This window comes from Streptomyces sp. NPDC037410, assembly GCF_055602235.1.
This window is the reverse complement of the sequence record NZ_JBVJWR010000010.1, coordinates 116,317-142,066: the sequence shown is the minus strand read 5'-3', so window position 1 is coordinate 142,066 and position 25,750 is coordinate 116,317. Positions and strand designations below refer to the sequence as shown.

Sequence of the window (25,750 nt, the reverse complement as noted above, 5' to 3'; positions counted from 1 at the left end):
CGTGGCCGCTCGGAGCAAGGCCCGCAAGCGCGCCTTCCAGATCCTCTTCGAGGCGGACCAGCGTGGTGCCTCCGTCCAGGAGGTCCTCGCGGACCAGGTGCGGCTCGCGCGGTCGGACGACCGTCAGCCGCCGGTCAACGACTTCACCATGCAGCTGGTCGAGGGATACGCCGCCCACGTGGCGCGGATCGACGAGCTCATCGAGACCTACTCGGTGGACTGGACCCTCGACCGGATGCCCGTCGCCGACCGGAACATCGTGCGCCTCGGTGCGTACGAGCTGATCTGGGAGGACGGCACGCCCGACGCGGTCGCGATCGACGAGTCGGTGCAGCTCGCCAAGGAGTTCTCCACGGACGAGTCCCCGGCTTTCGTCAACGGCCTTCTGGGACGCTTCAAGGACCTGAAGCCGCGCCTGCGCAGGGATGCGGACGTCTAGTCCCGTACGGCACGCGAAGGGGCCCGCAGCACTCGGTGCTGCGGGCCCCTTCGCGTATCGCCGGCCCGTGCGGGGAAGAAAGAAGCCGGGCCCGTGGTCGTCGGATGACGTCCACGGGCCCGGCGGTACGTTTCTGCTGTGCCCTCGTAAGGGGTCAGTTGTCCTCGTGGGCGACCGCGCGGCGCGCGTCCGCGTCGAGGACGCCCCAGCTGATCAGCTGCTCGGTGAGGACCGAGGGGGACTGGTCGTAGATGACGGCGAGGGTGCGCAGGTCGTCCTGGCGGATCGACAGCACCTTGCCGTTGTAGTCGCCGCGCTGCGACTGGATCGTCGCCGCGTAGCGCTGGAGCGGGCCCGCCTTCTCCTGCGGGACGTGGGCGAGGCGCTCCAGGTCAAGGACCAGCTTCGGCGGCGGCTCGGCGGCCCCGCCCGGGGTCGTGCCCGGCAGGAGCTCCTGCACCGGCACTCCGTAGAAATCGGCCAGCTCGGCAAGACGCTGCACGGTCACCGCGCGGTCTCCGCGCTCGTACGAGCCGACCACGACCGCCTTCCAGCGGCCCTGGGACTTCTCCTCCACCCCGTGGAGGGAGAGACCCTGCTGGGTGCGGATGGCACGGAGTTTGGCCCCGAGCTGCTTTGCGTATTCGCTGGACATAACGCTCCCGGACGCTGTGACGACATGCGGCTGCGCCGCGCGGCTGGTAACTCACTGTGAGGTTACGCAGCGTTACACCCACCCGTCAAGCCGAATGGTCCGTACCGCCCCCTCCCGGGGGACGGCGCCCGGAGTGGCGGCAGGGGTGCGCGGGACCGGCCTCCCCACCCCTGGTAGAGTGAACGGCGCAAATCCGACGTCCTTTAAGAGCCGTCCCGTGAGGCGGAGAAGGAGGTCCGTTTCCCATGGACACTCAGCAGCATTACGGCGACGAAGCGCGGCCCGTTCTCGAGGCCCCTGACATCGCGCGGGTCCTGACCCGCATCGCCCACGAGATCGTCGAGCGCGCCAAGGGCGCCGACGACGTGGTCCTCCTCGGCATCCCCACCCGTGGCGTCTTCCTCGCCCGCCGGCTCGCCGAGAAGCTCGAATCGATCACCGGCTCCAAGATCCCGGTCGGTTCCCTCGACATCACCATGTACCGGGACGACCTGCGGCTGAAGCCCGCCCGCGCCATCGGCCGCACCGAGATCCCCGCCGACGGCATCGACGGCCGCCTCGTCGTCCTCGTCGACGACGTCCTCTTCTCCGGCCGCACCATCCGCGCCGCCCTCGACGCCCTCGGCGACATCGGCCGCCCGCGCGCCGTCCAGCTCGCGGTCCTCGTCGACCGCGGCCACCGCGAACTTCCGATCCGCGCCGACTACGTCGGCAAGAACCTCCCCACGTCGCTGCGGGAGACGGTCAAGGTCCTGCTCGCCGAGGAAGACGGTCGCGACACCGTCCTGCTCGGCGGCAAGCCCGCCTCCTCCTAACCGGACCGGCACCCCCGACGGGGCCGGGGCACAGCCCTGCGCACCCGCATGCCCTCACCCTCCCACCACGGAGCGAAAACCCGATGATGCGTCACCTCATCTCGGCCGCCGACCTCACCCGCGACGACGCCGTCCAGATCCTCGACACCGCCGAGGAGATGGCCCGGGTGGCCGACCGGCCCATCAAGAAGCTGCCGACCCTGCGCGGCCGGACCATCTGCAACCTCTTCTTCGAGGACTCCACCCGGACCCGGATCTCCTTCGAGGCCGCCGAGAAGCGCCTCTCCGCCGACGTCATCAACTTCGCGGCCAAGGGCTCCAGCGTCTCCAAGGGCGAGTCCCTCAAGGACACCGCGCAGACCCTGGAGGCCATGGGCGTCGACGCGGTCGTCATCCGGCACAGCGCCTCCGGCGCCCCGTACCGGCTCGCCACCTCCGGCTGGATCGACGCCCCCGTCATCAACGCGGGCGACGGCACCCACCAGCACCCCACCCAGGCCCTCCTGGACGCCTTCACCATGCGCCGCCGCCTCGTCGGCCGCGACGCCGGCCTCGGCCAGGACCTCGCGGGCAAGCGCATCACCCTCGTGGGCGACGTCCTGCACAGCCGGGTCGCCCGCTCGAACGTCGACCTGCTGCACACCCTTGGAGCCGAGGTCACCCTGGTGGCCCCGCCCACCCTGGTCCCCGTCGGCGTCGAGACCTGGCCCTGCGACGTCTCGTACGACCTCGACAGCGTGCTGCCGAAGTCCGACGCGGTGATGATGCTGCGTGTGCAGCGCGAGCGGATGAACGCCGCCTTCTTCCCGACCGAGCGCGAGTACTCGCGCCGCTACGGGCTCGACGGCGAGCGGATGGCGAAGATGCCCGAGCACGCCATCGTCATGCACCCCGGCCCGATGGTCCGCGGCATGGAGATCACCGCCGAGGTCGCCGACTCCGACCGCTGCACGGTCGTCGAGCAGGTCGCCAACGGTGTCTCCATCCGGATGGCCGTCCTCTACCTGCTGCTCGGCGGCAACGACTCCGCCACCCCCGCCCGTACCGAGGAGAACAAGTAACCATGAGCAAGATCCTTATCCGCGGTGCGAAGGTCCTCGGCGGCGACGTCCAGGACGTCCTCATCAACGGCGAGTCCATCGCCGAGGTCGGCACGGACCTCTCCGCCGAGGGCGCCACCGTCATCGAGGCCGACGGCCAGATCCTGCTGCCCGGCCTGGTCGACCTCCACACCCACCTGCGCGAGCCCGGCCGCGAGGACTCCGAGACCGTCCTCACCGGCACCCGCGCCGCCGCCTCCGGCGGCTACACGGCCGTCTTCGCCATGGCCAACACCCACCCGGTCGCCGACACCGCCGGCGTCGTCGAGCAGGTCTACCGCCTCGGCCGGGAGCACGGCTACTGCGACGTCCAGCCCATCGGCGCCGTCACCGTCGGCCTGGAGGGCAAGAAGCTCGCCGAGCTCGGCGCCATGCACGACTCCGCCGCCGGCGTCACCGTCTTCTCCGACGACGGCAAGTGCGTCGACGACGCCGTGATCATGCGCCGCGCCCTGGAGTACGTGAAGGCCTTCGGCGGCGTCGTCGCCCAGCACGCCCAGGAGCCCCGCCTCACCGAGGGCGCCCAGATGAACGAGGGCGTCGTCTCCGCCGAGCTCGGCCTCGGCGGCTGGCCCGCCGTCGCCGAGGAGTCGATCATCGCCCGCGACGTCCTCCTCGCCGAGCACGTCGGCTCCCGCGTCCACATCTGCCACCTCTCCACCGCCGGCTCCGTCGAGATCGTCCGCTGGGCCAAGTCCCGCGGCATCGACGTCACCGCCGAGGTCACCCCGCACCACCTCCTCCTCACGGACGAGCTGGTCCGCTCGTACAACCCGGTCTACAAGGTCAACCCGCCGCTGCGCACCGAGAAGGACGTGCTCGCCCTGCGCGAGGCGCTGGCCGACGGCACGATCGACATCGTCGCCACCGACCACGCCCCGCACCCGCACGAGGACAAGGACTGCGAGTGGGCCGCGGCCGCCATGGGCATGGTCGGCCTGGAGACCGCCCTCTCCGTCGTCCAGCAGACGATGGTCGAGACCGGCCTCCTCGACTGGGCCGGCGTCGCCGACCGGATGTCCTCCGCGCCCGCCCGCATCGGACGGGCGAAGGGCCACGGACGCCCCGTCTCGGCAGGTGAGCCCGCGAACCTGACGCTGGTCGATCCGGCTTACCGTGGTGTCGTGGACCCCGCGGACTTCGCCTCCCGCAGCCGCAACACCCCCTACGAGGGCCGTGAGCTGCCGGGACGCGTCACCCACACCTTCCTGCGGGGCCGGGCAACGGTCGTGGACGGGAAGCTGGCGTGACACCACTCATCGCAATCGCCGCAGAGGCAGCCGAGCAGAAGTCGGCGGAGGTGACCGACTGGGCCGGACGGCTCGGCTGGGTCGCAGGACTCCTGCTCTTCGTCGCCTTCGTGTACTGGCTCATGCGCCAGGGATGGAAGTGGCGCGGCAGCCTCCAGTCCGACCTCCCCGAGCTCCCCACCGCGCCGGAGGCGACCGGTGAGGCGAGACTGACTCTCAGCGGGCGCTACCACGGGTCCACGACCGCCGGGCAGTGGCTCGACCGGATCGTCGCCCACGGCCTCGGCACCCGCAGCCGCGTCGAGCTCACGCTCACCGACGCCGGCATCGAGGTCGTCCGCCCCGGGGCGAACGACTTCTTCGTGCCGGCCGCCGCGCTGCGCGAGGCCCGTCTCGACAAGGGCATCGCCGGCAAGGTCCTCGCCGAGGGCGGGCTCCTGATCGTCACCTGGGAGCACGGCGGCAAGCAGCTCGACTCCGGCTTCCGCTCCGACCGGGCGGCCGAGCACGCGGCCTGGACCGAAGCCATCAACTCCATGATCAACACGACGGAAGGCATCGCACGATGACGACCTCCACCAGGGGAGCCGCCAAGACTCCCGCCGTACTCGTCCTGGAGGACGGCCGCATCTTCCGCGGCCGCGCCTACGGGGCCGTGGGGGAGACCTTCGGCGAGGCCGTGTTCTCCACCGGCATGACCGGCTACCAGGAGACGCTCACCGACCCGTCGTACCACCGGCAGGTCGTCGTCATGACCGCCCCCCACGTCGGCAACACCGGCGTCAACGACGAGGACCCCGAGTCCGCGCGGATCTGGGTCTCCGGCTACGTCGTCCGCGACCCCGCCCGCGTCTCCTCCAACTGGCGCTCGCAGCGCTCCCTCGACGAGGAGCTGCGCGACCAGGGCGTCGTCGGCATCCAGGGCATCGACACCCGCGCCCTCACCCGCCACCTGCGCGAGAGCGGCGCCATGCGCGTCGGCATCTTCTCCGGCAGCGCGCTCCCCGACGAGGGCACCATGCTCGCCGAGGTCCGCCAGCAGCCCGAGATGAAGGGCGCGAACCTCTCGGCCGAGGTCGCCACGAAGGAGACGTACGTCGTCCCCGCCATCGGTGAGAAGAAGTTCACCGTCGCCGCCGTCGACCTCGGCATCAAGGGCATGACCCCGCACCGGATGGCCGAGCGCGGCATCGAGGTCCACGTCCTCCCCGCCACCGCCACCGCCGAGGACATCTACGCCGTCAGCCCCGACGGCGTGTTCTTCTCCAACGGCCCGGGCGACCCGGCCACCGCCGACGGCCCCGTCGCCGTCATGCAGGCCGTCCTGGAGCGCAAGACGCCGCTCTTCGGCATCTGCTTCGGCAACCAGATCCTCGGCCGCGCACTCGGCTTCGGCACCTACAAGCTGAAGTACGGCCACCGGGGCATCAACCAGCCGGTCCAGGACCGCACCACCGGCAAGGTCGAGGTCACCGCGCACAACCACGGCTTCGCCGTCGACGCGCCCCTCGACAAGGTCTCCGACACCCTGTACGGGCGTGCCGAGGTCTCCCACGTCTGCCTGAACGACCAGGTCGTCGAAGGCCTCCAGCTGCTCGACCAGCCGGCCTTCTCCGTCCAGTACCACCCCGAGGCGGCCGCGGGCCCGCACGACGCCGCGTACCTCTTCGACCGCTTCGTATCCCTGATGGAGGCCGAGCGTGCCTAAGCGCACCGATATCCAGTCCGTCCTGGTCATCGGCTCCGGCCCGATCGTCATCGGCCAGGCCGCCGAGTTCGACTACTCCGGCACCCAGGCCTGCCGCATCCTCAAGGCCGAGGGCCTGAGGGTGATCCTGGTCAACTCCAACCCGGCCACGATCATGACCGACCCGGAGATCGCCGACGCCACGTACGTCGAGCCGATCACCCCCGAGTTCGTCGAGAAGATCATCGCCAAGGAGCGCCCCGACGCCCTCCTGCCCACGCTCGGCGGCCAGACCGCGCTCAACACCGCGATCTCCATGCACGAGCAGGGTGTGCTGGAGAAGTACGGCGTCGAGCTCATCGGCGCCAACGTCGAGGCCATCAACAAGGGCGAGGACCGCGACCTCTTCAAGGGCGTCGTCGAGGCCGTCAAGGCCAAGATCGGCTACGGCGAGTCCGCCCGCTCCGTCATCTGCCACTCCATGGACGACGTCCTCAAGGGCGTCGACGAGCTCGGCGGCTACCCCGTCGTCGTCCGCCCCTCCTTCACCATGGGCGGCGCCGGCTCGGGCTTCGCCCACGACGAGGAGGAGCTGCGCCGCATCGCCGGCCAGGGCCTCACGCTCTCCCCGACCACCGAGGTGCTCCTGGAGGAGTCCATCCTCGGCTGGAAGGAGTACGAGCTGGAGCTCATGCGCGACAAGCACGACAACGTCGTGGTCGTCTGCTCCATCGAGAACTTCGACCCGATGGGCGTCCACACCGGTGACTCGATCACCGTCGCCCCGGCGATGACGCTCACCGACCGCGAGTACCAGCGCCTGCGCGACATCGGCATCGCGATCATCCGCGAGGTCGGCGTCGACACCGGCGGCTGCAACATCCAGTTCGCGGTCAACCCGGACGACGGCCGGATCATCGTCATCGAGATGAACCCGCGCGTCTCCCGCTCCTCCGCGCTCGCCTCCAAGGCGACCGGCTTCCCGATCGCCAAGATCGCGGCCCGTCTCGCCGTCGGCTACACGCTGGACGAGATCCCGAACGACATCACGGAGAAGACCCCGGCGTCCTTCGAGCCCACGCTCGACTACGTCGTCGTCAAGGCCCCGCGCTTCGCCTTCGAGAAGTTCCCGCAGGCCGACTCCACCCTCACCACCACGATGAAGTCGGTCGGCGAGGCCATGGCCATCGGCCGCAACTTCACCGAGGCGCTCCAGAAGGCCCTGCGCTCCCTGGAGAAGAAGGGCTCGCAGTTCACCTTCACCGGCGAGCCCGGCGACAAGGCCGAGCTCCTCCGCGAGGCGGTCCGCCCGACCGACGGCCGCATCAACACGGTCATGCAGGCCATCCGCGCCGGCGCCACCCCGCAGGAGATCTTCGACGCCACGAAGATCGACCCGTGGTTCGTCGACCAGCTCTTCCTGATCAAGGAGATCGCCGACGACCTGGCCGCCGCCGGCAAGCTCGACCCCGAGCTGCTCGCCGAGGCCAAGCGCCACGGCTTCTCCGACGCCCAGATCGCCGAGATCCGGGACCTGCGCGAGGACGTCGTCCGCGAAGTCCGGCACGCCCTGGGCGTCCGCCCGGTCTACAAGACGGTCGACACCTGCGCCGCCGAGTTCGCCGCCAGGACCCCGTACTTCTACTCGTCCTACGACGAGGAGTCCGAGGTCGCCCCGCGCGAGAAGCCCGCGGTGATCATCCTGGGCTCCGGCCCGAACCGCATCGGCCAGGGCATCGAGTTCGACTACTCCTGCGTCCACGCCTCCTTCGCCCTGAGCGACGCCGGCTACGAGACCGTGATGGTCAACTGCAACCCGGAGACCGTCTCCACGGACTACGACACCTCCGACCGCCTGTACTTCGAGCCGCTCACGCTCGAAGACGTGCTTGAGATCGTCCACGCCGAGACCCTCGCGGGACCCGTCGCCGGTGTCGTCGTCCAGCTCGGCGGCCAGACCCCGCTGGGTCTCGCCCAGGCGCTCAAGGACAACGGCGTGCCGGTCGTCGGCACCTCCCCGGAGGCCATCCACGCCGCCGAGGACCGCGGCGCCTTCGGCCGCGTCCTCGCCGAGGCCGGGCTCCCCGCGCCGAAGCACGGCACCGCGACCACCTTCACCGGCGCCAAGGCCATCGCCGACGAGATCGGCTACCCCGTCCTCGTACGCCCCTCGTACGTGCTCGGCGGCCGCGGCATGGAGATCGTGTACGACGAGGCCCGCCTGGAGTCGTACATCGCCGAGTCCACCGAGATCAGCCCCACCCGGCCGGTCCTGGTCGACCGCTTCCTCGACGACGCCATCGAGATCGACGTCGACGCGCTCTACGACGGCACCGAGCTCTACCTCGGCGGCGTCATGGAGCACATCGAGGAGGCCGGCATCCACTCCGGCGACTCGGCCTGCGCCCTGCCCCCGATCACCCTCGGCGGCTTCGACATCAAGCGCCTGCGCGCCTCCACCGAGGCCATCGCCAAGGGCGTCGGCGTCCGCGGCCTGATCAACATCCAGTTCGCCATGGCCGGCGACATCCTCTACGTCCTGGAGGCGAACCCGCGCGCCTCCCGGACCGTCCCCTTCACCTCGAAGGCGACCGCCGTGCCGCTCGCGAAGGCCGCCGCCCGCATCTCGCTGGGCGCCACCATCGCCGAGCTGCGCGCCGAGGGCCTGCTGCCGAAGAACGGCGACGGCGGCACCCTGCCGCTCGACGCGCCGATCTCCGTCAAGGAGGCCGTGATGCCGTGGTCGCGCTTCCGCGACGTGCACGGCCGCGGCGTCGACACGGTCCTCGGCCCGGAGATGCGCTCCACCGGCGAGGTCATGGGCATCGACGCGGTCTTCGGCACGGCCTACGCCAAGTCGCAGGCAGGCGCCTACGGCCCGCTGCCCACCAAGGGCCGCGCGTTCATCTCGGTCGCCAACCGCGACAAGCGCTCGATGATCTTCCCGGCCCGCGAGCTCGTCGCCCACGGCTTCGAGCTGCTCGCCACCTCCGGCACCGCCGAGGTCCTCAAGCGCAACGGCATCAACGCCACGGTCGTCCGCAAGCTCAGCGAGGGCGAAGGCCCGAACGGCGAGAAGACCGTCGTCCAGCTCATCCACGACGGCCAGGTCGACCTGATCGTCAACACCCCGTACGGCACCGGCGGCCGCCTCGACGGCTACGAGATCCGTACGGCCGCGGTGGCGCGCAGCGTCCCCTGCCTCACCACGGTCCAGGCGCTCGCCGCGGCCGTCCAGGGCATCGACGCGCTCAACCACGGCGACGTGGGCGTCCGCTCGCTCCAGGAGCACGCGGAGCACCTGACCGCGGCCCGCGACTAGCAAGCCCGTACGAGGAGGGGGACACCGGCAGCACTGCGGTGTCCCCCTCGTCATGACCTGGAGCCACCCCAGCATGTACAAGTTCTTCTTCGACCTGGTCTTCAAGCGCATGGACCCCGAGCAGGCCCACTACATGGCCTTCCGCTGGATCCGCCTCGCCGCCCGGATCCCCGTCCTGCGCACCCTCGTCGCCGCCGTCCTCGCGCCCCGGTACAAGGAGCTGCGCACCGAGGCCCTCGGCCTCCGCATGCACGGCCCCTTCGGGCTCGCCGCAGGCTTCGACAAGAACGCCGTCGCCATCGACGGCATGTCGATGCTCGGCTTCGACCACGTCGAGATCGGCACCGTCACCGGCGAGGCCCAGCCCGGCAACCCCAAGAAGCGCCTCTTCCGGCTCGTCCCGGACCGCGCCCTGATCAACCGCATGGGCTTCAACAACGAGGGCTCCGCCGCCGTCGCCGAGCGCCTGGCCACCCGCAACCCCGTCTTCAAGACGGTCGTCGGGGTCAACATCGGCAAGACCAAGGTCGTCCCCGAGGCCGAGGCCGCCGCCGACTACGTGAAGTCCACCGAGCGCCTCGCCGCGCACGCCGACTACCTCGTCGTCAACGTCTCCTCGCCGAACACCCCGGGCCTGCGCAACCTCCAGGCCACCGAGTCCCTGCGCCCCCTCCTCACGGCCGTCCGCGAGGCCGCCGACCGCACGGTCACCGGCCGCCGCGTCCCCCTCCTGGTCAAGATCGCCCCCGACCTGGCCGACGAGGACGTCGACGCCGTCGCCGACCTCGCCCTGGAGCTCGGCCTCGACGGAATCATCGCCACCAACACCACCATCGCGCGCGAGGGCCTCGGCCTGAAGTCCGACCCCGCGCTCGTCAAGGAGACCGGCGGCCTGTCCGGGGCCCCCGTCAAGGAGCGCTCCCTGGCCGTCCTGCGCCGCCTCCACGCGCGCGTGGGCGACCGTCTGGTCCTGGTGGGCGTCGGCGGCGTCGAGAACGCCGAGGACGCCTGGCAGCGCATCCTCGCCGGCGCCACCCTCGTCCAGGGCTACAGCGCCTTCATCTACGAGGGCCCGTTCTACGCCCGCGCGATCCACAAGGGCCTCGCCGCGCGCCTCGCGGCCTCCCCGTACGCCACCCTCGCCGAGGCCGTCGGCGCCGACAACCGAAAGGCCACGCGATGACCCTCTCCTTCGGCACCCGCCTGCGCTCCGCCATGGACGAGCGCGGCCCGCTCTGCGTCGGCATCGACCCGCACGCCGCCCTGCTCGACTCCTGGGGCCTGACCGACGACATCGCCGGTCTCGAACGCTTCACCTTCACCGTCGTCGAGGCCCTCGCCGAGACCGTGGCCGTCTTCAAGCCGCAGTCCGCCTTCTTCGAGCGCTTCGGCTCGCGCGGCATCGCCGTCCTGGAGCGCGCCACCGCCGACCTGCGCGCGGCGGGCGGCCTGGTCGTCATGGACGCCAAGCGCGGCGACATCGGCTCCACCATGGCCGCGTACGCGGAGACCTTCCTGCGCAAGGACTCCCCGCTCTTCTCCGACGCCCTGACGGTCTCCCCGTACCTCGGCTACGGCGCCCTGAAGCCGGCCGTCGACCTGGCCCGCGAGTCCGGCGCCGGCCTCTTCGTGCTGGCCCTCACCTCCAACCCGGAGGGCGCGGAGGTCCAGCGGGCGGTCCGCGAGGACGGCCGCACCATCGGCGCGACCATGCTCGCCCACCTCGCCGAGGAGAACGCGGGGGAGACCCCGATGGGCTCCTTCGGCGCGGTCGTCGGCGCCACCCTCGGCGACCTGTCCTCCTTCGACCTGGACATCAACGGGCCGCTCCTCGCCCCCGGCATCGGCGCCCAGGGCGCGACCCCCGCCGACCTCCCGGCCGTCTTCGGCGCCGCGGTCCGCAACGTCGTCCCGAACGTCAGCCGCGGGGTCCTGCGCAACGGCCCGGACGTGGCCGCCCTGCGGGACTCCGCGCACCGCTACGCGGACGAGATCCGCGCGGCCGTCGCCGGCTGACGGGTCTCCCGGACAATCCGCAGGTCGGAGAGGCGGGGCCGCCCGATGGTGAGCCGTCTCACCACTTGACGAAATCTTGGCTCAAAACAGGGGTGGTATGCCGGAAAAGTCCTGGTCGGTCGATGCTGACCAGGACTTTTCCGCTGTTCTCGCTGACTGGAGCGGCCTCGGCCGCTAGTCTCCGGAGCAGAGCAGGCGTTCAACGACCACACCGTTGATCGTTGCTCCACTGGTGTGGGGCGTCCAGGTTCCTCACCGGTCCGTATCCGACAGATCGACATCCGAGGTGACGTAGGCGTGGCTCTTCCGCCCCTTACCCCTGAACAGCGCGCAGCCGCGCTCGAAAAGGCCGCCGCGGCTCGCCGGGAGCGGGCCGAGGTCAAGAATCGACTGAAGCACTCCGGCGCCTCCCTGCACGAGGTCATCAAGACCGGCCAGGAGAACGACGTCATCGGCAAGATGAAGGTCTCCGCGCTCCTTGAGTCCCTGCCCGGCGTCGGCAAGGTCCGCGCCAAGCAGATCATGGAGCGCCTCGGCATCTCCGAGAGCCGTCGCGTCCGTGGTCTCGGTTCCAACCAGATCGCCTCCCTGGAGCGCGAGTTCGGCTCCACCGGCGCCTGAACCGGCGACCGGTCCGGCCGCCGATCCGGGACACGCGTCCCGGGCACGCCGGTGAAGCTGGAATAATCGCTGCATGGCAGCAGAGGTACGTCCGCGGCTGACCGTGCTCTCCGGCCCCTCAGGGGTCGGCAAGAGCACGGTCGTCGCTCATATGCGCAAGGTCCACCCCGAGGTCTGGCTCTCGGTGTCGGCGACGACACGGAAGCCCCGCCCCGGCGAGAAGCACGGCGTCCACTACTTCTTCGTCTCGGACGACGAGTTCGACAAGCTGATCGCCAACGGTGAGCTCCTCGAGTGGGCCGAGTTCGCGGGCAACCGCTACGGCACCCCGCGCGGCGCCGTCCTGGAGCGTCTCGACTCCGGCGAGCCCGTGCTCCTGGAGATCGACCTCCAGGGCGCCCGCCAGGTGAAGGACTCCATGGAGGAGTCCCAGCTGGTCTTCCTCGCCCCGCCGAGCTGGGAGGAGCTGGTCCGCCGGCTCACCGGCCGCGGCACCGAGTCGCCCGAGGTCATCGCGCGCCGTCTGGAGGCCGCGAAGGTCGAGCTGGCCGCCGAGTCGGAGTTCGACACCACCCTCGTCAACACCTCCGTCGAGGACGTCGCGCGCGAGCTGCTAACGTTGATGCACGTTGTCTGATCTTTTTTCCATCTTCGGAAGGTAGAGCGTGTCCTCTTCCATGACCGCGCCCGAGGGCATCATCAACCCGCCGATCGACGAGCTGCTCGAGGCCACGGACTCGAAGTACAGCCTCGTGATCTACGCGGCCAAGCGCGCGCGTCAGATCAACGCGTACTACTCCCAGCTCGGCGAGGGCCTGCTGGAGTACGTGGGTCCGCTCGTCGACACCCACGTTCACGAGAAGCCGCTCTCGATCGCGCTGCGCGAGATCAACGCGGGTCTGCTGACGTCCGAGGCCATCGAGGGCCCCGCGCAGTAAGCACCGAGCGTGTAACGCTCGTCACCACAGGCCCGGCGGACCATCCGCCGGGCCTGTGGTGTCTCATGGAGTCGTACGCATCCGAGCCTCCAGAAGACCAGGGGAGCAGTGACAGTCGTGACCAAGCCGAAGGTGGTCCTGGGCGTCAGCGGCGGCATCGCCGCCTACAAGGCGTGCGAGCTGTTGCGCCGGCTCACCGAGTCCGGCCACGACGTCCGGGTCGTGCCCACCGACTCCGCCCTCCACTTCGTCGGCGCCGCCACCTGGTCCGCGCTCTCGGGCCACCCCGTCTCCACCGAGGTGTGGGAGTCCGTCCACGAGGTCCCGCACGTGCGGATCGGCCAGGGCGCCGACCTCGTCGTCGTCGCCCCCGCCACCGCCGACATGCTCGCCAAGGCCGCCCACGGGCTCGCCGACGACCTGCTGACCAACACGCTGCTGACCGCGCGCTGTCCGGTCGTCTTCGCCCCCGCCATGCACACCGAGATGTGGGAGCACCCGGCGACCCAGGAGAACGTGGCGACCCTGCGCCGCCGCGGCGCCGTCGTCATCGAGCCCGCCGTCGGCCGCCTCACCGGCGTCGACACCGGCAAGGGCCGGCTCCCGGACCCGGCGGAGATCTTCGAGGTCTGCCGACGGATCCTCGCCCGGGGCGTCACCACCCCCGACCTCGCCGGACGTCACGTCGTGGTCAGCGCGGGCGGCACCCGCGAGCCCCTCGACCCCGTCCGCTACCTCGGCAACCGCTCCTCCGGGAAGCAGGGCTACGCCCTCGCGAAGGCGGCCGCCGCCCGCGGCGCCCGGGTCACCCTCGTCGAGGCGAACACCGGCATCGCCGACCCCGCCGGGGTCGACGTGGTCCACGTCGGCACCGCCGTCCAGCTCCGCGAGGCCGTCCTCAAGGCGGCGGCCGACGCCGACGCGGTCGTGATGGCCGCCGCCGTCGCCGACTTCCGCCCGGCCGTCTACGCCCCCGGGAAGATCAAGAAGAAGGACGACGGCGGCGCGCCGACCATCGAGCTCGTGCGCAACCCCGACATCCTCGCCGAGCTCTCCGCCGACCGCGCCCTGGCCGGCCAGGTCGTCGTGGGCTTCGCCGCCGAGACCGACGACGTGCTCGCCAACGGGCGCGCCAAGCTCGCCCGCAAGGGCTGCGACCTCCTCGTCGTCAACGAGGTGGGGGAGCGGAAGACCTTCGGCTCCGAGGAGAACGAGGCCGTCGTCCTCGCCTCGGACGGCACCGAGACCCCCGTACCGTACGGGCCGAAGGAAGCGCTCGCCGAGACGGTCTGGGACCTGGTCCTGCCGCGGCTGCGCCCCTAGGGCCTGTCCGGCGGATCATCGCCGGGGCCGCGGCGTATCCGACCCTGATCCGCCGGACGGGCCCTCGACCTGACGCATCCGGTCCGCCTGCGCGGCGGACGCCGGTGCCGCCTCCGGGGCGCGATCCGCCGTCCGGGGAGGTGCGAAACACCGCCTGACGAGTGATTTGCGCCCCATCCGGGCGGGCGGCTCCGCCTTGCCGGAAGGCGATTCCGCCGCCTCCCTGTCATTCGCCAGGCGAGACACCTGGTCCATTGTCCGACCACGACCGATAGACTGTTCGTGGAACGTCGCGGGGCGCAGCCCCCTGCCGGTCCGCGTCACGAGTAGCCAGCAGCCGCTGCAACCCCAGGGAGCGTTGTGTCCCGTCGTCTGTTCACCTCGGAGTCCGTCACCGAGGGTCACCCCGACAAGATCGCTGACCAGATCAGCGACACCATTCTCGACGCACTGCTGCGCGAGGACCCCACCTCGCGCGTCGCCGTCGAGACGCTGATCACCACCGGCCTGGTGCACGTCGCCGGTGAGGTGACCACCAAGGCCTGGGCGGACATCCCGACCCTCGTCCGGAACAAGATCCTCGAGATCGGTTACGACTCCTCGAAGAAGGGCTTCGACGGCGCCTCCTGCGGCGTGTCGGTGTCCATCGGATCCCAGTCCCCGGACATCGCCCAGGGCGTGGACACCGCGTACGAGAAGCGGGTCGAGGGCGACGAGGACGAGCTCGACAAGCAGGGCGCCGGCGACCAGGGCCTGATGTTCGGCTACGCGTCGGACGAGACCCCCGAGCTGATGCCGCTGCCGATCCACATCGCGCACCGGCTCTCCCGCCGCCTCACCGAGGTCCGCAAGAACGGGACCATCCCGTACCTGCGTCCCGACGGCAAGACCCAGGTCACCATCGAGTACGACGGCGACAAGGCCGTCCGTCTCGACACGGTCGTCGTCTCCTCGCAGCACGCCTCGGACATCGACCTCGAGTCGCTGCTCGCGCCCGACATCCGCGAGTTCGTCGTCGAGCACGTGCTCAAGCAGCTCGTCGAGGACGGCATCAAGCTCGACACCGACGGCTACCGCCTGCTCGTGAACCCGACCGGCCGCTTCGAGATCGGCGGCCCGATGGGCGACGCCGGCCTCACCGGTCGCAAGATCATCATCGACACCTACGGCGGCATGGCCCGCCACGGTGGCGGCGCCTTCTCCGGCAAGGACCCGTCCAAGGTCGACCGTTCCGCCGCCTACGCCATGCGCTGGGTCGCCAAGAACGTCGTCGCCGCGGGCCTCGCCTCGCGCTGCGAGGTCCAGGTCGCCTACGCGATCGGCAAGGCCGAGCCCGTCGGCCTCTTCGTCGAGACCTTCGGCACCAACACCGTCGAGACCGAGAAGATCGAGCACGCCATCGGCGAGGTCTTCGACCTCCGCCCGGCCGCGATCATCCGCGACCTCGACCTGCTCCGCCCGATCTACTCCCAGACCGCCGCCTACGGCCACTTCGGCCGCGAGCTGCCGGACTTCACCTGGGAGCGCACGGACCGCGTGGACGCCCTGAAGCAGGCCGCCGGCCTGTAGTCCCACCCGGACACTCACGGAGCCCGGTACCCCTCGCGGGGGTGCCGGGCTCCGGGCATGCCCGGCTGTCGGTGGCGTCTGGTAGGTATGGGGCTGTGAGCAGCGAGAACGAGAAGTCCGACGAGCCCGAGCAGCTCGCGCTCATCCGGGAGACCGTCCGGAAGGCGAAGGTGCCGCGGGCCAAGCCGCGGACGTGGCGGGGGGCCGCGCTGGCCAAGGAGCTGCCCGTCGCCCGGGTCGTCGTGAACAAGGGGGCGCTCCACCTCGACCAGTTCTTCGACTACGCGGTCCCCGAGGAGCTCGACGAGGCCGCCCGGCCCGGCGTGCGCGTGCGCGTGCGGTTCGGGGCGGGGGCGCATCAGGTGCGGGGAGGTCGGCGCGAGGGCGGGCGGCTGATCGACGGGTTCCTGGTGGAGCGGCGCGCCGAGTCCGACTACTCGGGGCCGCTGGCCGTGATCGCCGACGTCGTCTCGCCCGAGCCGGTGCTCGGACCCGAGCTGCTCGGCCTCGCCCGGGCGGTCGCCGACCGGTACGCGGGGAGCCTCGCCGACGTCCTCCAGCTCGCCGTACCCCCGCGGAACGCGACCGCCGAGCGCAAGCCCTCGCCCGCGCCGCTGCCGCCGCCCGGGCCGCCGGAGCCGGGGAGCTGGACGCGTTACGAGCGCGGGCCGGCGTTCCTGGACTCCCTCGCCCGCGGCGGCGCGCCCCGGGCCGTGTGGAACGCGCTGCCGGGGCCGTACTGGGCGCAGGAGATCGCCCGCGCCGTCGCCGCCACCCTCGCCTCCGGGCGGGGCGCGCTCGTCGTCGTCCCCGACGGGCGGGCCGCCGGCCGGGTCGACGCGGCGCTGACCGAGGTCCTGGGGGAGGGCCGGCACGCGCTGCTCACCGCCGAGGCGGGCCCCGAGAAGCGGTACGCGCAGTGGCTCGCCGTGCGGCGCGGCGCGGTGCGGGCCGTCGTCGGCACCCGGGCCGCGATGTTCGCCCCCGTACGGGACCTCGGGCTCGCCGTCATCTGGGACGACGGCGACGGCAGCCACAGCGAACCGCACGCCCCGCAGCCCCACGCGCGCGAGGTGCTGCTCCTGCGCGCCGCCCACGACCGCTGCGCCTTCCTCCTGGGCTCCACCAGCTGCACCGTCGAGGCCGCCCAGCTCGTCGAGTCCGGCTGGGCCCAGGCCCTGGGCGCCGGACGCGAGCAGGTCCGCAAGGCCGCCCCCCTGATCCGGACCGTCGGCGACGGCGAACTCGCCCGCGACGAGGCCGCGCGCGCCGCCCGACTGCCCTCGCTCGCCTGGCAGACCGTACGGGAAGGCCTCAAGACCGGGCCGGTGCTCGTCCAGGTCCCCCGCCGGGGGTACGTGCCGAGGCTGGCCTGCGAGCGCTGCCGCACGCCCGCCCGCTGCCGGCACTGCGCCGGGCCCCTTGAGGCCCCCGAGCAGCAGGAGCTGCGGTGCGGCTGGTGCGGGCGCGGCGCCCCCGACTGGCACTGCGTGGAGTGCGGCTCGACCCGGCTGCGGGCCCAGGTGGTCGGCGCCCGGCGGACCGCGGAGGAGCTCGGACGGGCGTTCCCCGCGGTGCCCGTACGGACCTCCGGACGCGACCACGTCCTGGACAGCGTGCCCGGGCGCCCCGCGCTCGTCGTCTCCACCCCGGGAGCCGAACCCGTCGCCGAAGGCGGCTACGCGGCCGCGCTGCTCCTCGACGGCTGGGCCATGCTCGGCCGGCCCGACCTGCGCGCCGGCGAGGAGGCGCTGCGCCGCTGGATCGACGCGGCCTCCCTGGTCCGCGGCCAGGCCGAGGGCGGCGCCGTCGTCGTGGTCGCCGAGCCGACCCTCCGGCCCGTCCAGGCGCTGGTCCGCTGGGACCCGGTGGGGCACGCCCAGCGGGAGCTGGCCGAGCGGGCCGAGCTGGGGTTCCCGCCGGTCTCCAGGATGGCCGCCGTGTCCGGGCCGCCGGAGGCCGTCGAGGGCTTCCTGGCCGCGGCCGGGCTGCCCGCCGACGCGGAGGTCCTCGGCCCCGTGCCGCTGCCCGTCGTCCGCCCCGGCGGGCCCCGCAGACCCGGCGACCCGCCGCCCGGCGAGCAGTGGGACCGGGCCCTGGTCCGGGTCCCGCCGGGCAGCGGCGCGGCCCTTGCGGCCTCGCTCAAGCAGGCCAGGGCGGCCCGGATGGCGCGCGGCGGCGGGGAACCGGTCAGGATCAGGGTCGACCCGCCGGACATCGGCTGACGGGGAGGGCGGCCCGGCCGACTGGGCATGGGCGGGGAGGCGCCGCCCGGCCGTTCCGCGGCCGCCCCGGCGCGCCCCGGACGTGCCACGGCCGCCCGTCCCCCGTGGGTGGGGCGGGCGGCCGTGGTGCGCTGAGCGGGTCAGCCGTTGCGCGGGCCCGGGAAGGCCGGCGGTCGCGGGTCCTCGCGGAGGGAGGCGCTGCCCGAGGTGGGCTGCGGCGGCATCGAACGGGCGGCGGGGACGGAGGGGAGCGTGCGGGTCACGCCCGGCTCCACCGTGTGGTCCTGCTCCACGGCCACGCCGGGCTGGGGCGCGCGCCGGGCGCCGTAGCGGCGGTGGACGGCCTGCTTGGTGACCCCGAGCGCGGAACCCACCGCGTCCCAGGAGAACCCGAGCGAGCGGTCGAAGTCGACCGCCGCGGTCACCAGGGTCTCGACACTGTCCCGCAGCTCCTGGGCGAGGCGTACGGTCGGGGCGGGCGCGCGCCCGTAGACGACGAAGCCCGTCGACGGGCCGGAGCGGCGAGGGCGGTAGACATTGCCCAGCTGGGCCGTGAGCGTGCGCAGTGCGTCCACCTGCCGCCGGACCCGCTCGATGTCCCGCACCAGCAGGTGCAGACTTGCCCGGGCTTGGGCGTCGTGGGTTGCGTGGTCGGCCATGTGAAAGCCTCTCGAACCGGCGTTTAAGGGGGCGGGCCGCAGGGGGGAGCAGCGACCCGTTTCGGTCAATCTCTCTTGACCAACGCGTCACGGGGACTTGGGTCACGCTGCGGGGGCGTACACGCATATGCGCGGGGCGCTCGTCCCTCCGTACGCCCCCTCCGGCGGGGCCGCCTAGACTGGTGCGCTGCCCGCATGCCCCCGGAGAGACAGGCAGTCCCGACCCATGAAGCTCGTCTTCGCAGGCACCCCCGAGGTCGCCGTTCCCGCCCTGGACGCCCTGATCGCCTCCGGGCGGCACGAGGTGGCCGCCGTGGTCACCCGGCCGGACGCCCCGGCGGGGCGCGGCCGGCGGCTCGTCGCCAGCCCGGTGGCCCAGCGGGCCGAGGAGGCCGGGATCGAGGTCCTGAAGCCGGCCAGGCCGCGTGACGAGGAGTTCCTCGCCCGGCTGCGGGAGATCGCGCCGGACTGCTGCCCGGTCGTCGCGTACGGCGCGCTGCTGCCCAAGGTCGCCCTCGACATCCCCGCCCGCGGCTGGGTCAACCTGCACTTCTCGCTGCTGCCGGCGTGGCGCGGCGCGGCGCCCGTGCAGCATTCCCTGATGGCCGGGGACCAGGTGACGGGCGCGTCCACCTTCCTCATCGAGGAGGGCCTCGACTCCGGGCCGGTCTTCGGCGTCGTCACCGAGGACATCCGCCCCACCGACACCAGCGGCGACCTGCTGACCCGGCTCGCCTTCGCGGGCGCCGGGCTGCTCGCCGCGACGATGGACGGCATCGAGGACGGCACGCTGCAGGCCGTCCCGCAGCCGATCGAGGGCCTCACGCTCGCCCCGAAGATCCAGGTCGAGGACGCCCAGGTCGACTTCGCCGCCCCCGCGCTCCGGGTGGACCGGGTGGTCCGCGGCTGCACCCCGGCCCCCGGCGCCTGGACGGTCTTCCGCGGCGAACGCCTCAAGCTGATCCAGGTCACCCCCCTCCCGGACCGCACCGACCTCGCCCCGGGCGAGCTCTCGGCGGGCAAGAACAACGTGTACGCGGGCACCGGCTCGTACGCCGTCGAACTCCTCTGGGTCCAGCCCCAGGGCAAGAAGCCGATGAAGGCCGCGGACTGGGCCCGGGGCGTCCGCATCGCACCCGGTGAGCGGCTCGGGGCGTAGGGCGCGGGCGGCTCCGCGGGCGACGTAGGCTGGGAGCGTTCCACCCCTCATTTCGTCACGCGGAGCACCTTTGAGCGAGCAGGCACGTCGTCGTCCCCACAAGCCCTACCGGCGGCCCCAGAAGGACCCCGTCCGGATGCTCGCCTTCGAGGCGTTGAGGGCGGTGGACGAGCGGGACGCCTACGCGAACCTGGTGCTGCCGCCGCTCCTCAAGAAGGCGCGGGAGAAGGGCGAGTTCGACGGGCGGGACGCGGCGCTCGCGACCGAGCTCGTGTACGGGACGCTGCGTCGGCAGGGCACGTACGACGCGATCATCGCCGCCTGCGTCGACCGGCCGCTGCGCGAGGTCGACCCGCCCGTGCTCGACGTCCTCTCGCTCGGCGCGCACCAGCTTCTGGGGACCCGGATCCCCACCCACGCCGCCGTCTCCGCCAGCGTCGAGCTGGCCCGGGTGGTCCTGGGCGACGGCCGCGCCAAGTTCGTGAACGCCGTGCTGCGGAAGATCTCGCAGCAGGACCTCGACGCCTGGGTCGAGCAGGTCGCACCGCCGTACGACGACGACGCCGAGGACCACCTCGCCGTCGTCCACTCGCACCCCCGCTGGGTCGTCTCCGCGCTCTGGGACTCCCTCGGCGGCGGCCGGGCCGGGATCGAGAGCCTGCTCGCGGCCGACAACGAGCGGCCCGAGGTCACCCTCGTCGCCCGCCCCGGCCGGATCAGCACCGAGGAGCTGGCCGCCACCGCCGAGACCGAGCCCGGGCGCTGGTCGCCGTACGCCCTGCGGATGGCCGAGGGCGGCGAGCCCGGCGCCATCGAGGCCGTCAAGGAGGGCCGGGCCGGCGTCCAGGACGAGGGCAGCCAGCTCGTCGCGATCGCCCTCGCCAACGCGCCCGTGGAGGGCTCCGACAGCCGTTGGCTCGACGGCTGCGCCGGGCCCGGTGGCAAGGCCGCCCTGCTCGGAGCCCTCGCGGCCGAGCGCGGCGCCTTCCTGCTCGCCTCCGAGAAGCAGTCGCACCGCGCCCGTCTCGTCGAGCGCGCCCTCGCCGGCAACCCCGGCCCGTACCAGGTGATCGCCGCCGACGGCACCCGCCCGCCGTGGGGCCCCGGCTCCTTCGACCGGGTCCTCATGGACGTGCCGTGCTCGGGTCTCGGCGCCCTGCGCCGCCGCCCCGAGGCCCGCTGGCGCCGCCGCCCCGAGGACCTGGACGGCTTCGCCCCGCTCCAGCGCGCCCTGCTCACCGAGGCCCTGAGCGCCGTCCGTGTCGGCGGTGTCGTGGGCTACGCGACCTGCTCGCCGCACCTCGCCGAGACCCGGGTCGTCGTCGACGACGTCCTCAAGAAGGTCGGCGGCGCCGAGCTGATCGACGCCCGCCCGCTGCTGCCCGGCGTCCCGGAGCTCGGCGACGGCCCGGACGTCCAGCTGTGGCCGCATCTGCACGGCACGGACGCCATGTACCTGGCGCTGCTGCGCCGGACCGCCTGAGCCGCGGGCGACCGTAATCTCCCGGTCTGTGCGGGTCCCGGACTCGTCGCTTCGTACCGAAATTGGTCTGGACCGGATTCGAAACCGCTGAGCGGCAAAGAAGTGCCCAAGAACGTGGGAGGCTTGGCACATGGCGCAGATCAACCCCAGCATCCTGTCCGCGGACTTCGCCCGGCTCGCCGATGAGGCGAAGGCCGTCGGAGGTGCCGACTGGCTGCACGTCGACGTGATGGACAACCACTTCGTCCCCAACCTCACGCTCGGCGTCCCGATCGTGGAGTCGCTGGCCCGCGCGACGGACACCCCGCTCGACTGCCACCTGATGATCGAGGACCCCGACCGCTGGGCCCCGCAGTACGTGGAGGCGGGCGCGGGCTCGGTCACCTTCCACGTCGAGGCGGCCGCCGCGCCGGTCCGGCTCGCGCGGGAGATCCGGGCCAAGGGCGCGAGGGCCTCGATGGCCCTCAAGCCGGCCACGCCCATCGAGCCGTACGAGGACCTGCTCCCCGAGCTCGACATGCTGCTCATCATGACCGTCGAGCCCGGCTTCGGCGGCCAGGCCTTCCTCGACATCATGCTCCCCAAGATCCGCCGCACCCGGGAACTGATCTCCAAGCACGGTCTGGAGCTGTGGCTCCAGGTCGACGGCGGGGTCGCCGAGTCCACGATCGAGCGGTGCGCCGAGGCCGGCGCCGACGTCTTCGTCGCCGGTTCCGCGGTGTACGGCGCGGCGGATCCGGCCGCGGCCGTCGCCTCGCTCCGGGCCCGCGCGGAGGCCGCGACCGCGTCCGCCGCGTGGGCATGTGGCCACTGAGCCTCCGGCGGATGAACGCGGTCCGTCGGGCCGCCGACAGGACTGATCAAGGCCCGCCGGATCTGACAGGATGAACGGCGAGTCCAGAGTGTGAACGACATCGGTATGTGACTTCCGTACGTGAACAGCGGTACGTGAACAGCAGTGAGGAGATCGCGGTGGCGGGTATGTCGGCGGGACGGTCAGCCCTGCGGATGGGCCCCGCGGAGCTGGTGCAGGCGGCGGCCATGGCCCGCCGCTTCTACCTCGAGGGCAAGTCCAAGATCCAGATCGCCGAGGAGTTCGGCGTGAGCCGCTTCAAGGTGGCCCGGGTCCTGGAGACCGCCCTGGAGCGCGACCTCGTACGGATCGAGATCCGCGTACCGGCCGAGCTGGACGCCGAGCGCTCCGACGCGCTCCGCGCCCGTTACGGGCTCCGCCACGCCGTCGTCGTCGAGTCCCCGGCGGAGGGCGACGACGAGTCGCCCGACCCGGAGAACCTCGGCGAGGTCGCGGCCGACCTGCTCGGCGAGCTCGTCACCGAGGGCGACGTCCTCGGTTTGGCCTGGGGCCGCTCCACCATCCACATGGCGGCGGCCCTCGACCGGCTGCCGCCCTGCACGGTCGTCCAGCTCACCGGCGTGTACGACGCCGGGACCGCCGAGCGCGGCTCGGTCGAGGCCGTGCGCCGCGCCGCGCAGGTCTCCGGCGGCGAGGCCCACCCCATCTACGCGCCCATGCTGCTGCCCGACCCGGCGACCGCCGCCGCGCTGCGCAGCCAGACCGGCATCGCGCGGGCCTTCGAGTACTTCGACAAGGTGACCGTCGCCTGCGTCTCCATCGGCTCCTGGGAGCCGGGCATCTCGACCGTCCACGACATGCTCTCCGACGCCGAGCGCGCCCACTACGCCTCGCTCGGCGTCGCCGCCGAGATGTCCGCGCACCTCTTCGACACCGAGGGCCGCCGGGTCGGCCGCGACCTGGGCGAGCGCTGCATCACCGTCGAGGCGGACCGGCTGCGCCGGATCCCCGAGGTCGTCGCGATCGCGGGCGGCCAGCGCAAGGCGGCGGCGATCGGGGCGGTGCTCCGCTCCGGGCTCGTCACCAGCCTGGTCACCGACCGCGCCGCGGCGGACTACCTGCTCACCGAGTCCAGCCCGGGCACGCACCCGGCGCTCGACCGCAAGGACCCGGACGGCAACTGAACGAGGCCGCGTGCGCCCGGGGGCCGGAGCCGTCCCGTAACGGTATGTTCGGGACATGTCGCTCCGGCCCCCGCGCGTCCTCCTCGCGCTCGTCCTCGCCGTCTTCCTGGCCGGGTGCTCCTCGGCGGGCGGCACCGGCACGGGCACGGCCACCCCGACCCGTACGGCCGCGGCCGCCGCGCCCACCGGGGCCTCCGGGCTCGCCACCGTACGGGTGTCGCAGCTCCCGCCCGAGGCGCGCGAGACGCTCACCCTCATCGCGCGCGGCGGCCCCTTCCCGTACACCAAGGACGGCACCGTCTTCTCGAACTTCGAGCGGGTCCTGCCCCGGCGCGAACGCGGCTACTACCACGAGTACACCGTGAAGACCCCCGGCGAGCGCGACCGGGGAGCGCGGCGCATCGTCACCGGCCGCGGCGGCGACACGTACTACACCGACGACCACTACGAGACCTTCCGGGAGGTGGTCACGGATGAGGCTTGACGACCCCGTCGTCCTCGACCTGACCGGCGTCAAGGACAAGGCCGCCCTCATGGACCGGTGCGCCGTCGCGCTCGCCCTGCCCGACTGGTTCGGCCGCAACTGGGACGCCCTCGCCGACTGCCTCACCGACCTGCCCGAGCCGGTCACCCTCGTCGTCACCGGCTGGCAGACCTACGCCAGGACGCACCCGCGCGAGTGGGGGATCGCCCAGGACGTCTTCGCCACGGCGGTCGACGAACGCCCCACCCACCTCTCCGTCCTCCTCGCACTGGGCGAGCCGCCGGAGGGGTTTTCGGAGGGCCTCTAGGAGGACCTCCAGGGAGGACCTTTAGGAGGATCCGACGAACCGCATGCCGCAAGCCTCGGATGTTTCGGCCTGGACTGGTATTCGTACCGGCGTGGGACAATGAACTACGTGCTTTTTCCCCTGGCTGAAATGCCTAGGGGCCGATCCGAACGACTGGGATGTCAGCACGTGCGTTTCCTCAATGACGTCAAGCCGCCCTACGACCTGACGTACGACGACGTCTTCATGGTGCCGAGCCGCTCGGCCGTGGGTTCCCGCCAGGCCGTGGACCTCTCCTCGCCCGACGGGACCGGGACGACCATCCCGCTCGTCGTCGCCAACATGACCGCCATCGCCGGCCGCCGGATGGCCGAGACGGTCGCCCGCCGCGGCGGTCTGGTCGTCATCCCGCAGGACATCCCGATCGAGGTCGTCACCGACGTCATCTCGTGGGTGAAGAGCCGCCACCACGTGCTCGACACCCCGATCGTCCTCGAACCCCACCAGACCGTCGCCGACGCGCTCTCGCTGCTGCCGAAGCGCGCCCACGACGCCGGTGTCGTCGTCGACGAGAACCGCCGCCCGGTGGGCGTCGTCACCGACGCCGACCTCTCCGGCGTCGACCGCTTCACCCAGCTCTCCGAGGTCATGTCCAGGGACCTGCTGCTCCTGGACGCCGACATCGACCCGCGCGAGGCCTTCAACACCCTCGACGCCGCCAACCGCCGCTACGCCCCCGCCGTGGACGCGGACGGCAAGCTGGTCGGCATCCTCACCCGCAAGGCCGCGCTGCGCGCGACGCTGTACTCCCCGGCCGTCGACGCCCAGGGCCGCCTGCGCATCGCCGCCGCCGTCGGCATCAACGGCGACGTGGCAGGCAAGGCCAAGCAGCTCCTCGACGCGGGCGTCGACACGCTCGTCATCGACACCGCGCACGGCCACCAGGAGTCGATGATCAGCGCGATCCGCACCGTGCGGGCGCTCGACCCGCAGGTCCCGATCGTCGCGGGCAACATCGTCGCCGCCGAGGGCGTCAAGGACCTCATCGAGGCGGGCGCGGACATCATCAAGGTCGGTGTCGGCCCCGGCGCCATGTGCACCACCCGGATGATGACCGGCGTCGGCCGGCCGCAGTTCTCCGCCGTCCTCGAATGCGCCGCCGAGGCGAAGAAGTACGGCAAGCACGTCTGGGCCGACGGCGGTGTCCGCCACCCGCGCGACGTCGCCATGGCGCTCGCCGCCGGTGCGTCCAACGTGATGATCGGCTCCTGGTTCGCCGGGACGTACGAGTCGCCGGGCGACCTCCAGCACGACGCCCAGGGGCGTGCGTACAAGGAGTCCTTCGGCATGGCCTCGGCCCGCGCCGTGCGGAACCGGACCTCCGACGAGTCCGCCTACGACCGCGCCCGCAAGGCGCTGTTCGAGGAGGGCATCTCCACCTCGCGCATGTTCCTCGACCCGCAGCGTCCGGGTGTCGAGGACCTGATCGACTCGATCATCGCGGGCGTGCGGTCGTCGTGCACGTACGCCGGTGCGGCCTCGCTCGCCGAGTTCGAGGAGAAGTCGGTGGTCGGTATCCAGTCGGCGGCGGGCTACGCGGAGGGCAAGCCCCTCCACGCCAGCTGGAGCTAGCCGCTCACCTCACAGCACGCCTTGGGCCCCGGGACCTCGCTCCCGGGGCCCAAGCCCGTTTCCGGGCCCGCGCCCCGCTCCGTGGGGGC

At 72.3% G+C, this 25,750-nt stretch carries 24 protein-coding genes; 22 read left to right on the top strand and 2 right to left on the bottom strand.

Annotated elements, in window-relative coordinates:
• The first annotated feature begins 1 nt into the window (after position 1).
• The gene (nusB, locus tag ACZ7HT_RS18810; RefSeq protein WP_116162016.1) at positions 2-439 is read left to right on the top strand and encodes a transcription antitermination factor NusB; all 438 of its coding nucleotides are present in this window, start codon (positions 2-4) and stop codon (positions 437-439) included.
• Between the two features lie 154 nt (positions 440-593).
• On the opposite strand, the gene bldD is transcribed toward nusB, so the two are convergent.
• Positions 594-1,094 carry a transcriptional regulator BldD gene (gene bldD / locus ACZ7HT_RS18805; RefSeq protein ID WP_017242229.1) on the bottom strand — a complete coding sequence of 167 codons (501 nt, stop codon included), beginning with the start codon at positions 1,092-1,094 and terminating at the stop codon, positions 594-596.
• A 245-nt stretch (positions 1,095-1,339) separates the two neighbouring features.
• Here bldD and pyrR point away from each other — a divergent pair, with 245 nt between their 5' ends.
• From pyrR to ACZ7HT_RS18735, 14 genes are all read left to right on the top strand, one after another.
• Positions 1,340-1,909, top strand: a complete 570-nt coding sequence (gene pyrR, locus ACZ7HT_RS18800; protein ID WP_471166790.1) for a bifunctional pyr operon transcriptional regulator/uracil phosphoribosyltransferase PyrR — start codon at positions 1,340-1,342, stop codon at positions 1,907-1,909.
• An 83-nt stretch (positions 1,910-1,992) separates the two neighbouring features.
• Positions 1,993-2,970, top strand: a complete 978-nt coding sequence (locus ACZ7HT_RS18795) for an aspartate carbamoyltransferase catalytic subunit (RefSeq protein WP_471166788.1) — start codon at positions 1,993-1,995, stop codon at positions 2,968-2,970.
• Positions 2,971-2,972: 2 nt separating this feature from the next.
• Entirely contained in the window at positions 2,973-4,259 is a 1,287-nt protein-coding gene (locus tag ACZ7HT_RS18790) for a dihydroorotase (RefSeq protein ID WP_471166785.1), read from the top strand.
• Positions 4,256-4,828: a PH-like domain-containing protein gene (locus ACZ7HT_RS18785; protein ID WP_471166782.1), complete on the top strand. Its 573-nt coding sequence runs from the start codon at positions 4,256-4,258 to the stop codon at positions 4,826-4,828. The genes ACZ7HT_RS18790 and ACZ7HT_RS18785 overlap by 4 nt, the downstream gene beginning before the upstream one ends.
• Positions 4,825-5,967, top strand: a complete 1,143-nt coding sequence (gene carA, locus ACZ7HT_RS18780) for a glutamine-hydrolyzing carbamoyl-phosphate synthase small subunit (RefSeq protein ID WP_471166780.1) — start codon at positions 4,825-4,827, stop codon at positions 5,965-5,967. The genes ACZ7HT_RS18785 and carA overlap by 4 nt, the downstream gene beginning before the upstream one ends.
• Positions 5,960-9,268, top strand: a complete 3,309-nt coding sequence (gene carB / locus ACZ7HT_RS18775) for a carbamoyl-phosphate synthase large subunit (protein ID WP_471166778.1) — start codon at positions 5,960-5,962, stop codon at positions 9,266-9,268. The genes carA and carB overlap by 8 nt, the downstream gene beginning before the upstream one ends.
• A 73-nt stretch (positions 9,269-9,341) precedes the next feature.
• Positions 9,342-10,451 (top strand): quinone-dependent dihydroorotate dehydrogenase, encoded by a 1,110-nt coding sequence (locus ACZ7HT_RS18770; protein WP_471167127.1) that lies wholly within the window; start codon positions 9,342-9,344, stop codon positions 10,449-10,451.
• Positions 10,448-11,284, top strand: a complete 837-nt coding sequence (gene pyrF, locus ACZ7HT_RS18765) for an orotidine-5'-phosphate decarboxylase (RefSeq protein ID WP_398439244.1) — start codon at positions 10,448-10,450, stop codon at positions 11,282-11,284. Before ACZ7HT_RS18770 ends, pyrF begins: the two co-directional genes overlap by 4 nt.
• A 297-nt stretch (positions 11,285-11,581) precedes the next feature.
• Positions 11,582-11,905 carry an integration host factor gene (locus tag ACZ7HT_RS18760; protein ID WP_030204477.1) on the top strand — a complete coding sequence of 108 codons (324 nt, stop codon included), beginning with the start codon at positions 11,582-11,584 and terminating at the stop codon, positions 11,903-11,905.
• 73 nt (positions 11,906-11,978) lie between these two features.
• The gene (gene gmk, locus ACZ7HT_RS18755) at positions 11,979-12,542 is read left to right on the top strand and encodes a guanylate kinase (protein ID WP_471166774.1); all 564 of its coding nucleotides are present in this window, start codon (positions 11,979-11,981) and stop codon (positions 12,540-12,542) included.
• A gap of 28 nt (positions 12,543-12,570) precedes the next feature.
• On the top strand, positions 12,571-12,843 hold the full coding sequence (gene rpoZ / locus ACZ7HT_RS18750; RefSeq protein ID WP_017242218.1) for a DNA-directed RNA polymerase subunit omega: 273 nt from the start codon (positions 12,571-12,573) through the stop codon (positions 12,841-12,843).
• A gap of 117 nt (positions 12,844-12,960) precedes the next feature.
• Positions 12,961-14,166, top strand: coding sequence for a bifunctional phosphopantothenoylcysteine decarboxylase/phosphopantothenate--cysteine ligase CoaBC (gene coaBC, locus ACZ7HT_RS18745; RefSeq protein WP_471166772.1), 1,206 nt, complete (start codon positions 12,961-12,963; stop codon positions 14,164-14,166).
• A gap of 360 nt (positions 14,167-14,526) precedes the next feature.
• Positions 14,527-15,735, top strand: coding sequence for a methionine adenosyltransferase (gene metK / locus ACZ7HT_RS18740; RefSeq protein WP_116162027.1), 1,209 nt, complete (start codon positions 14,527-14,529; stop codon positions 15,733-15,735).
• Between the two features lie 95 nt (positions 15,736-15,830).
• Positions 15,831-17,960: a primosomal protein N' gene (locus ACZ7HT_RS18735; protein ID WP_471166769.1), complete on the top strand. Its 2,130-nt coding sequence runs from the start codon at positions 15,831-15,833 to the stop codon at positions 17,958-17,960.
• Positions 17,961-18,100: 140 nt separating this feature from the next.
• Here ACZ7HT_RS18735 and ACZ7HT_RS18730 read toward each other — a convergent pair whose 3' ends face one another.
• A complete protein-coding gene (locus tag ACZ7HT_RS18730) occupies positions 18,101-18,619 on the bottom strand; it encodes a hypothetical protein (RefSeq protein WP_471166766.1) in 519 nt (172 codons plus the stop codon).
• Positions 18,620-18,845: 226 nt separating this feature from the next.
• Between ACZ7HT_RS18730 and fmt the strand changes: the two genes are divergently transcribed.
• The 7 genes from fmt (at position 18,846) to ACZ7HT_RS18695 (ending at position 25,661) form a co-directional block, all read left to right on the top strand.
• Complete coding sequence (gene fmt, locus ACZ7HT_RS18725) at positions 18,846-19,778, top strand: methionyl-tRNA formyltransferase (protein WP_471166763.1); 933 nt, start codon at positions 18,846-18,848, stop codon at positions 19,776-19,778.
• A 70-nt stretch (positions 19,779-19,848) separates the two neighbouring features.
• Entirely contained in the window at positions 19,849-21,261 is a 1,413-nt protein-coding gene (locus ACZ7HT_RS18720; RefSeq protein ID WP_471166760.1) for an RsmB/NOP family class I SAM-dependent RNA methyltransferase, read from the top strand.
• A 130-nt stretch (positions 21,262-21,391) separates the two neighbouring features.
• Positions 21,392-22,075: a ribulose-phosphate 3-epimerase gene (gene rpe, locus ACZ7HT_RS18715; protein ID WP_041128223.1), complete on the top strand. Its 684-nt coding sequence runs from the start codon at positions 21,392-21,394 to the stop codon at positions 22,073-22,075.
• A 167-nt stretch (positions 22,076-22,242) separates the two neighbouring features.
• Positions 22,243-23,259, top strand: coding sequence for a sugar-binding transcriptional regulator (locus ACZ7HT_RS18710; RefSeq protein WP_116162032.1), 1,017 nt, complete (start codon positions 22,243-22,245; stop codon positions 23,257-23,259).
• Between the two features lie 55 nt (positions 23,260-23,314).
• Complete coding sequence (locus ACZ7HT_RS18705) at positions 23,315-23,743, top strand: guanyl-specific ribonuclease (protein ID WP_471166757.1); 429 nt, start codon at positions 23,315-23,317, stop codon at positions 23,741-23,743.
• A complete protein-coding gene (locus ACZ7HT_RS18700) occupies positions 23,733-24,050 on the top strand; it encodes a barstar family protein (RefSeq protein WP_471166754.1) in 318 nt (105 codons plus the stop codon). Before ACZ7HT_RS18705 ends, ACZ7HT_RS18700 begins: the two co-directional genes overlap by 11 nt.
• A gap of 168 nt (positions 24,051-24,218) precedes the next feature.
• Complete coding sequence (locus ACZ7HT_RS18695) at positions 24,219-25,661, top strand: GuaB1 family IMP dehydrogenase-related protein (protein WP_471166751.1); 1,443 nt, start codon at positions 24,219-24,221, stop codon at positions 25,659-25,661.
• Positions 25,662-25,750: the final 89 nt, after the last annotated feature.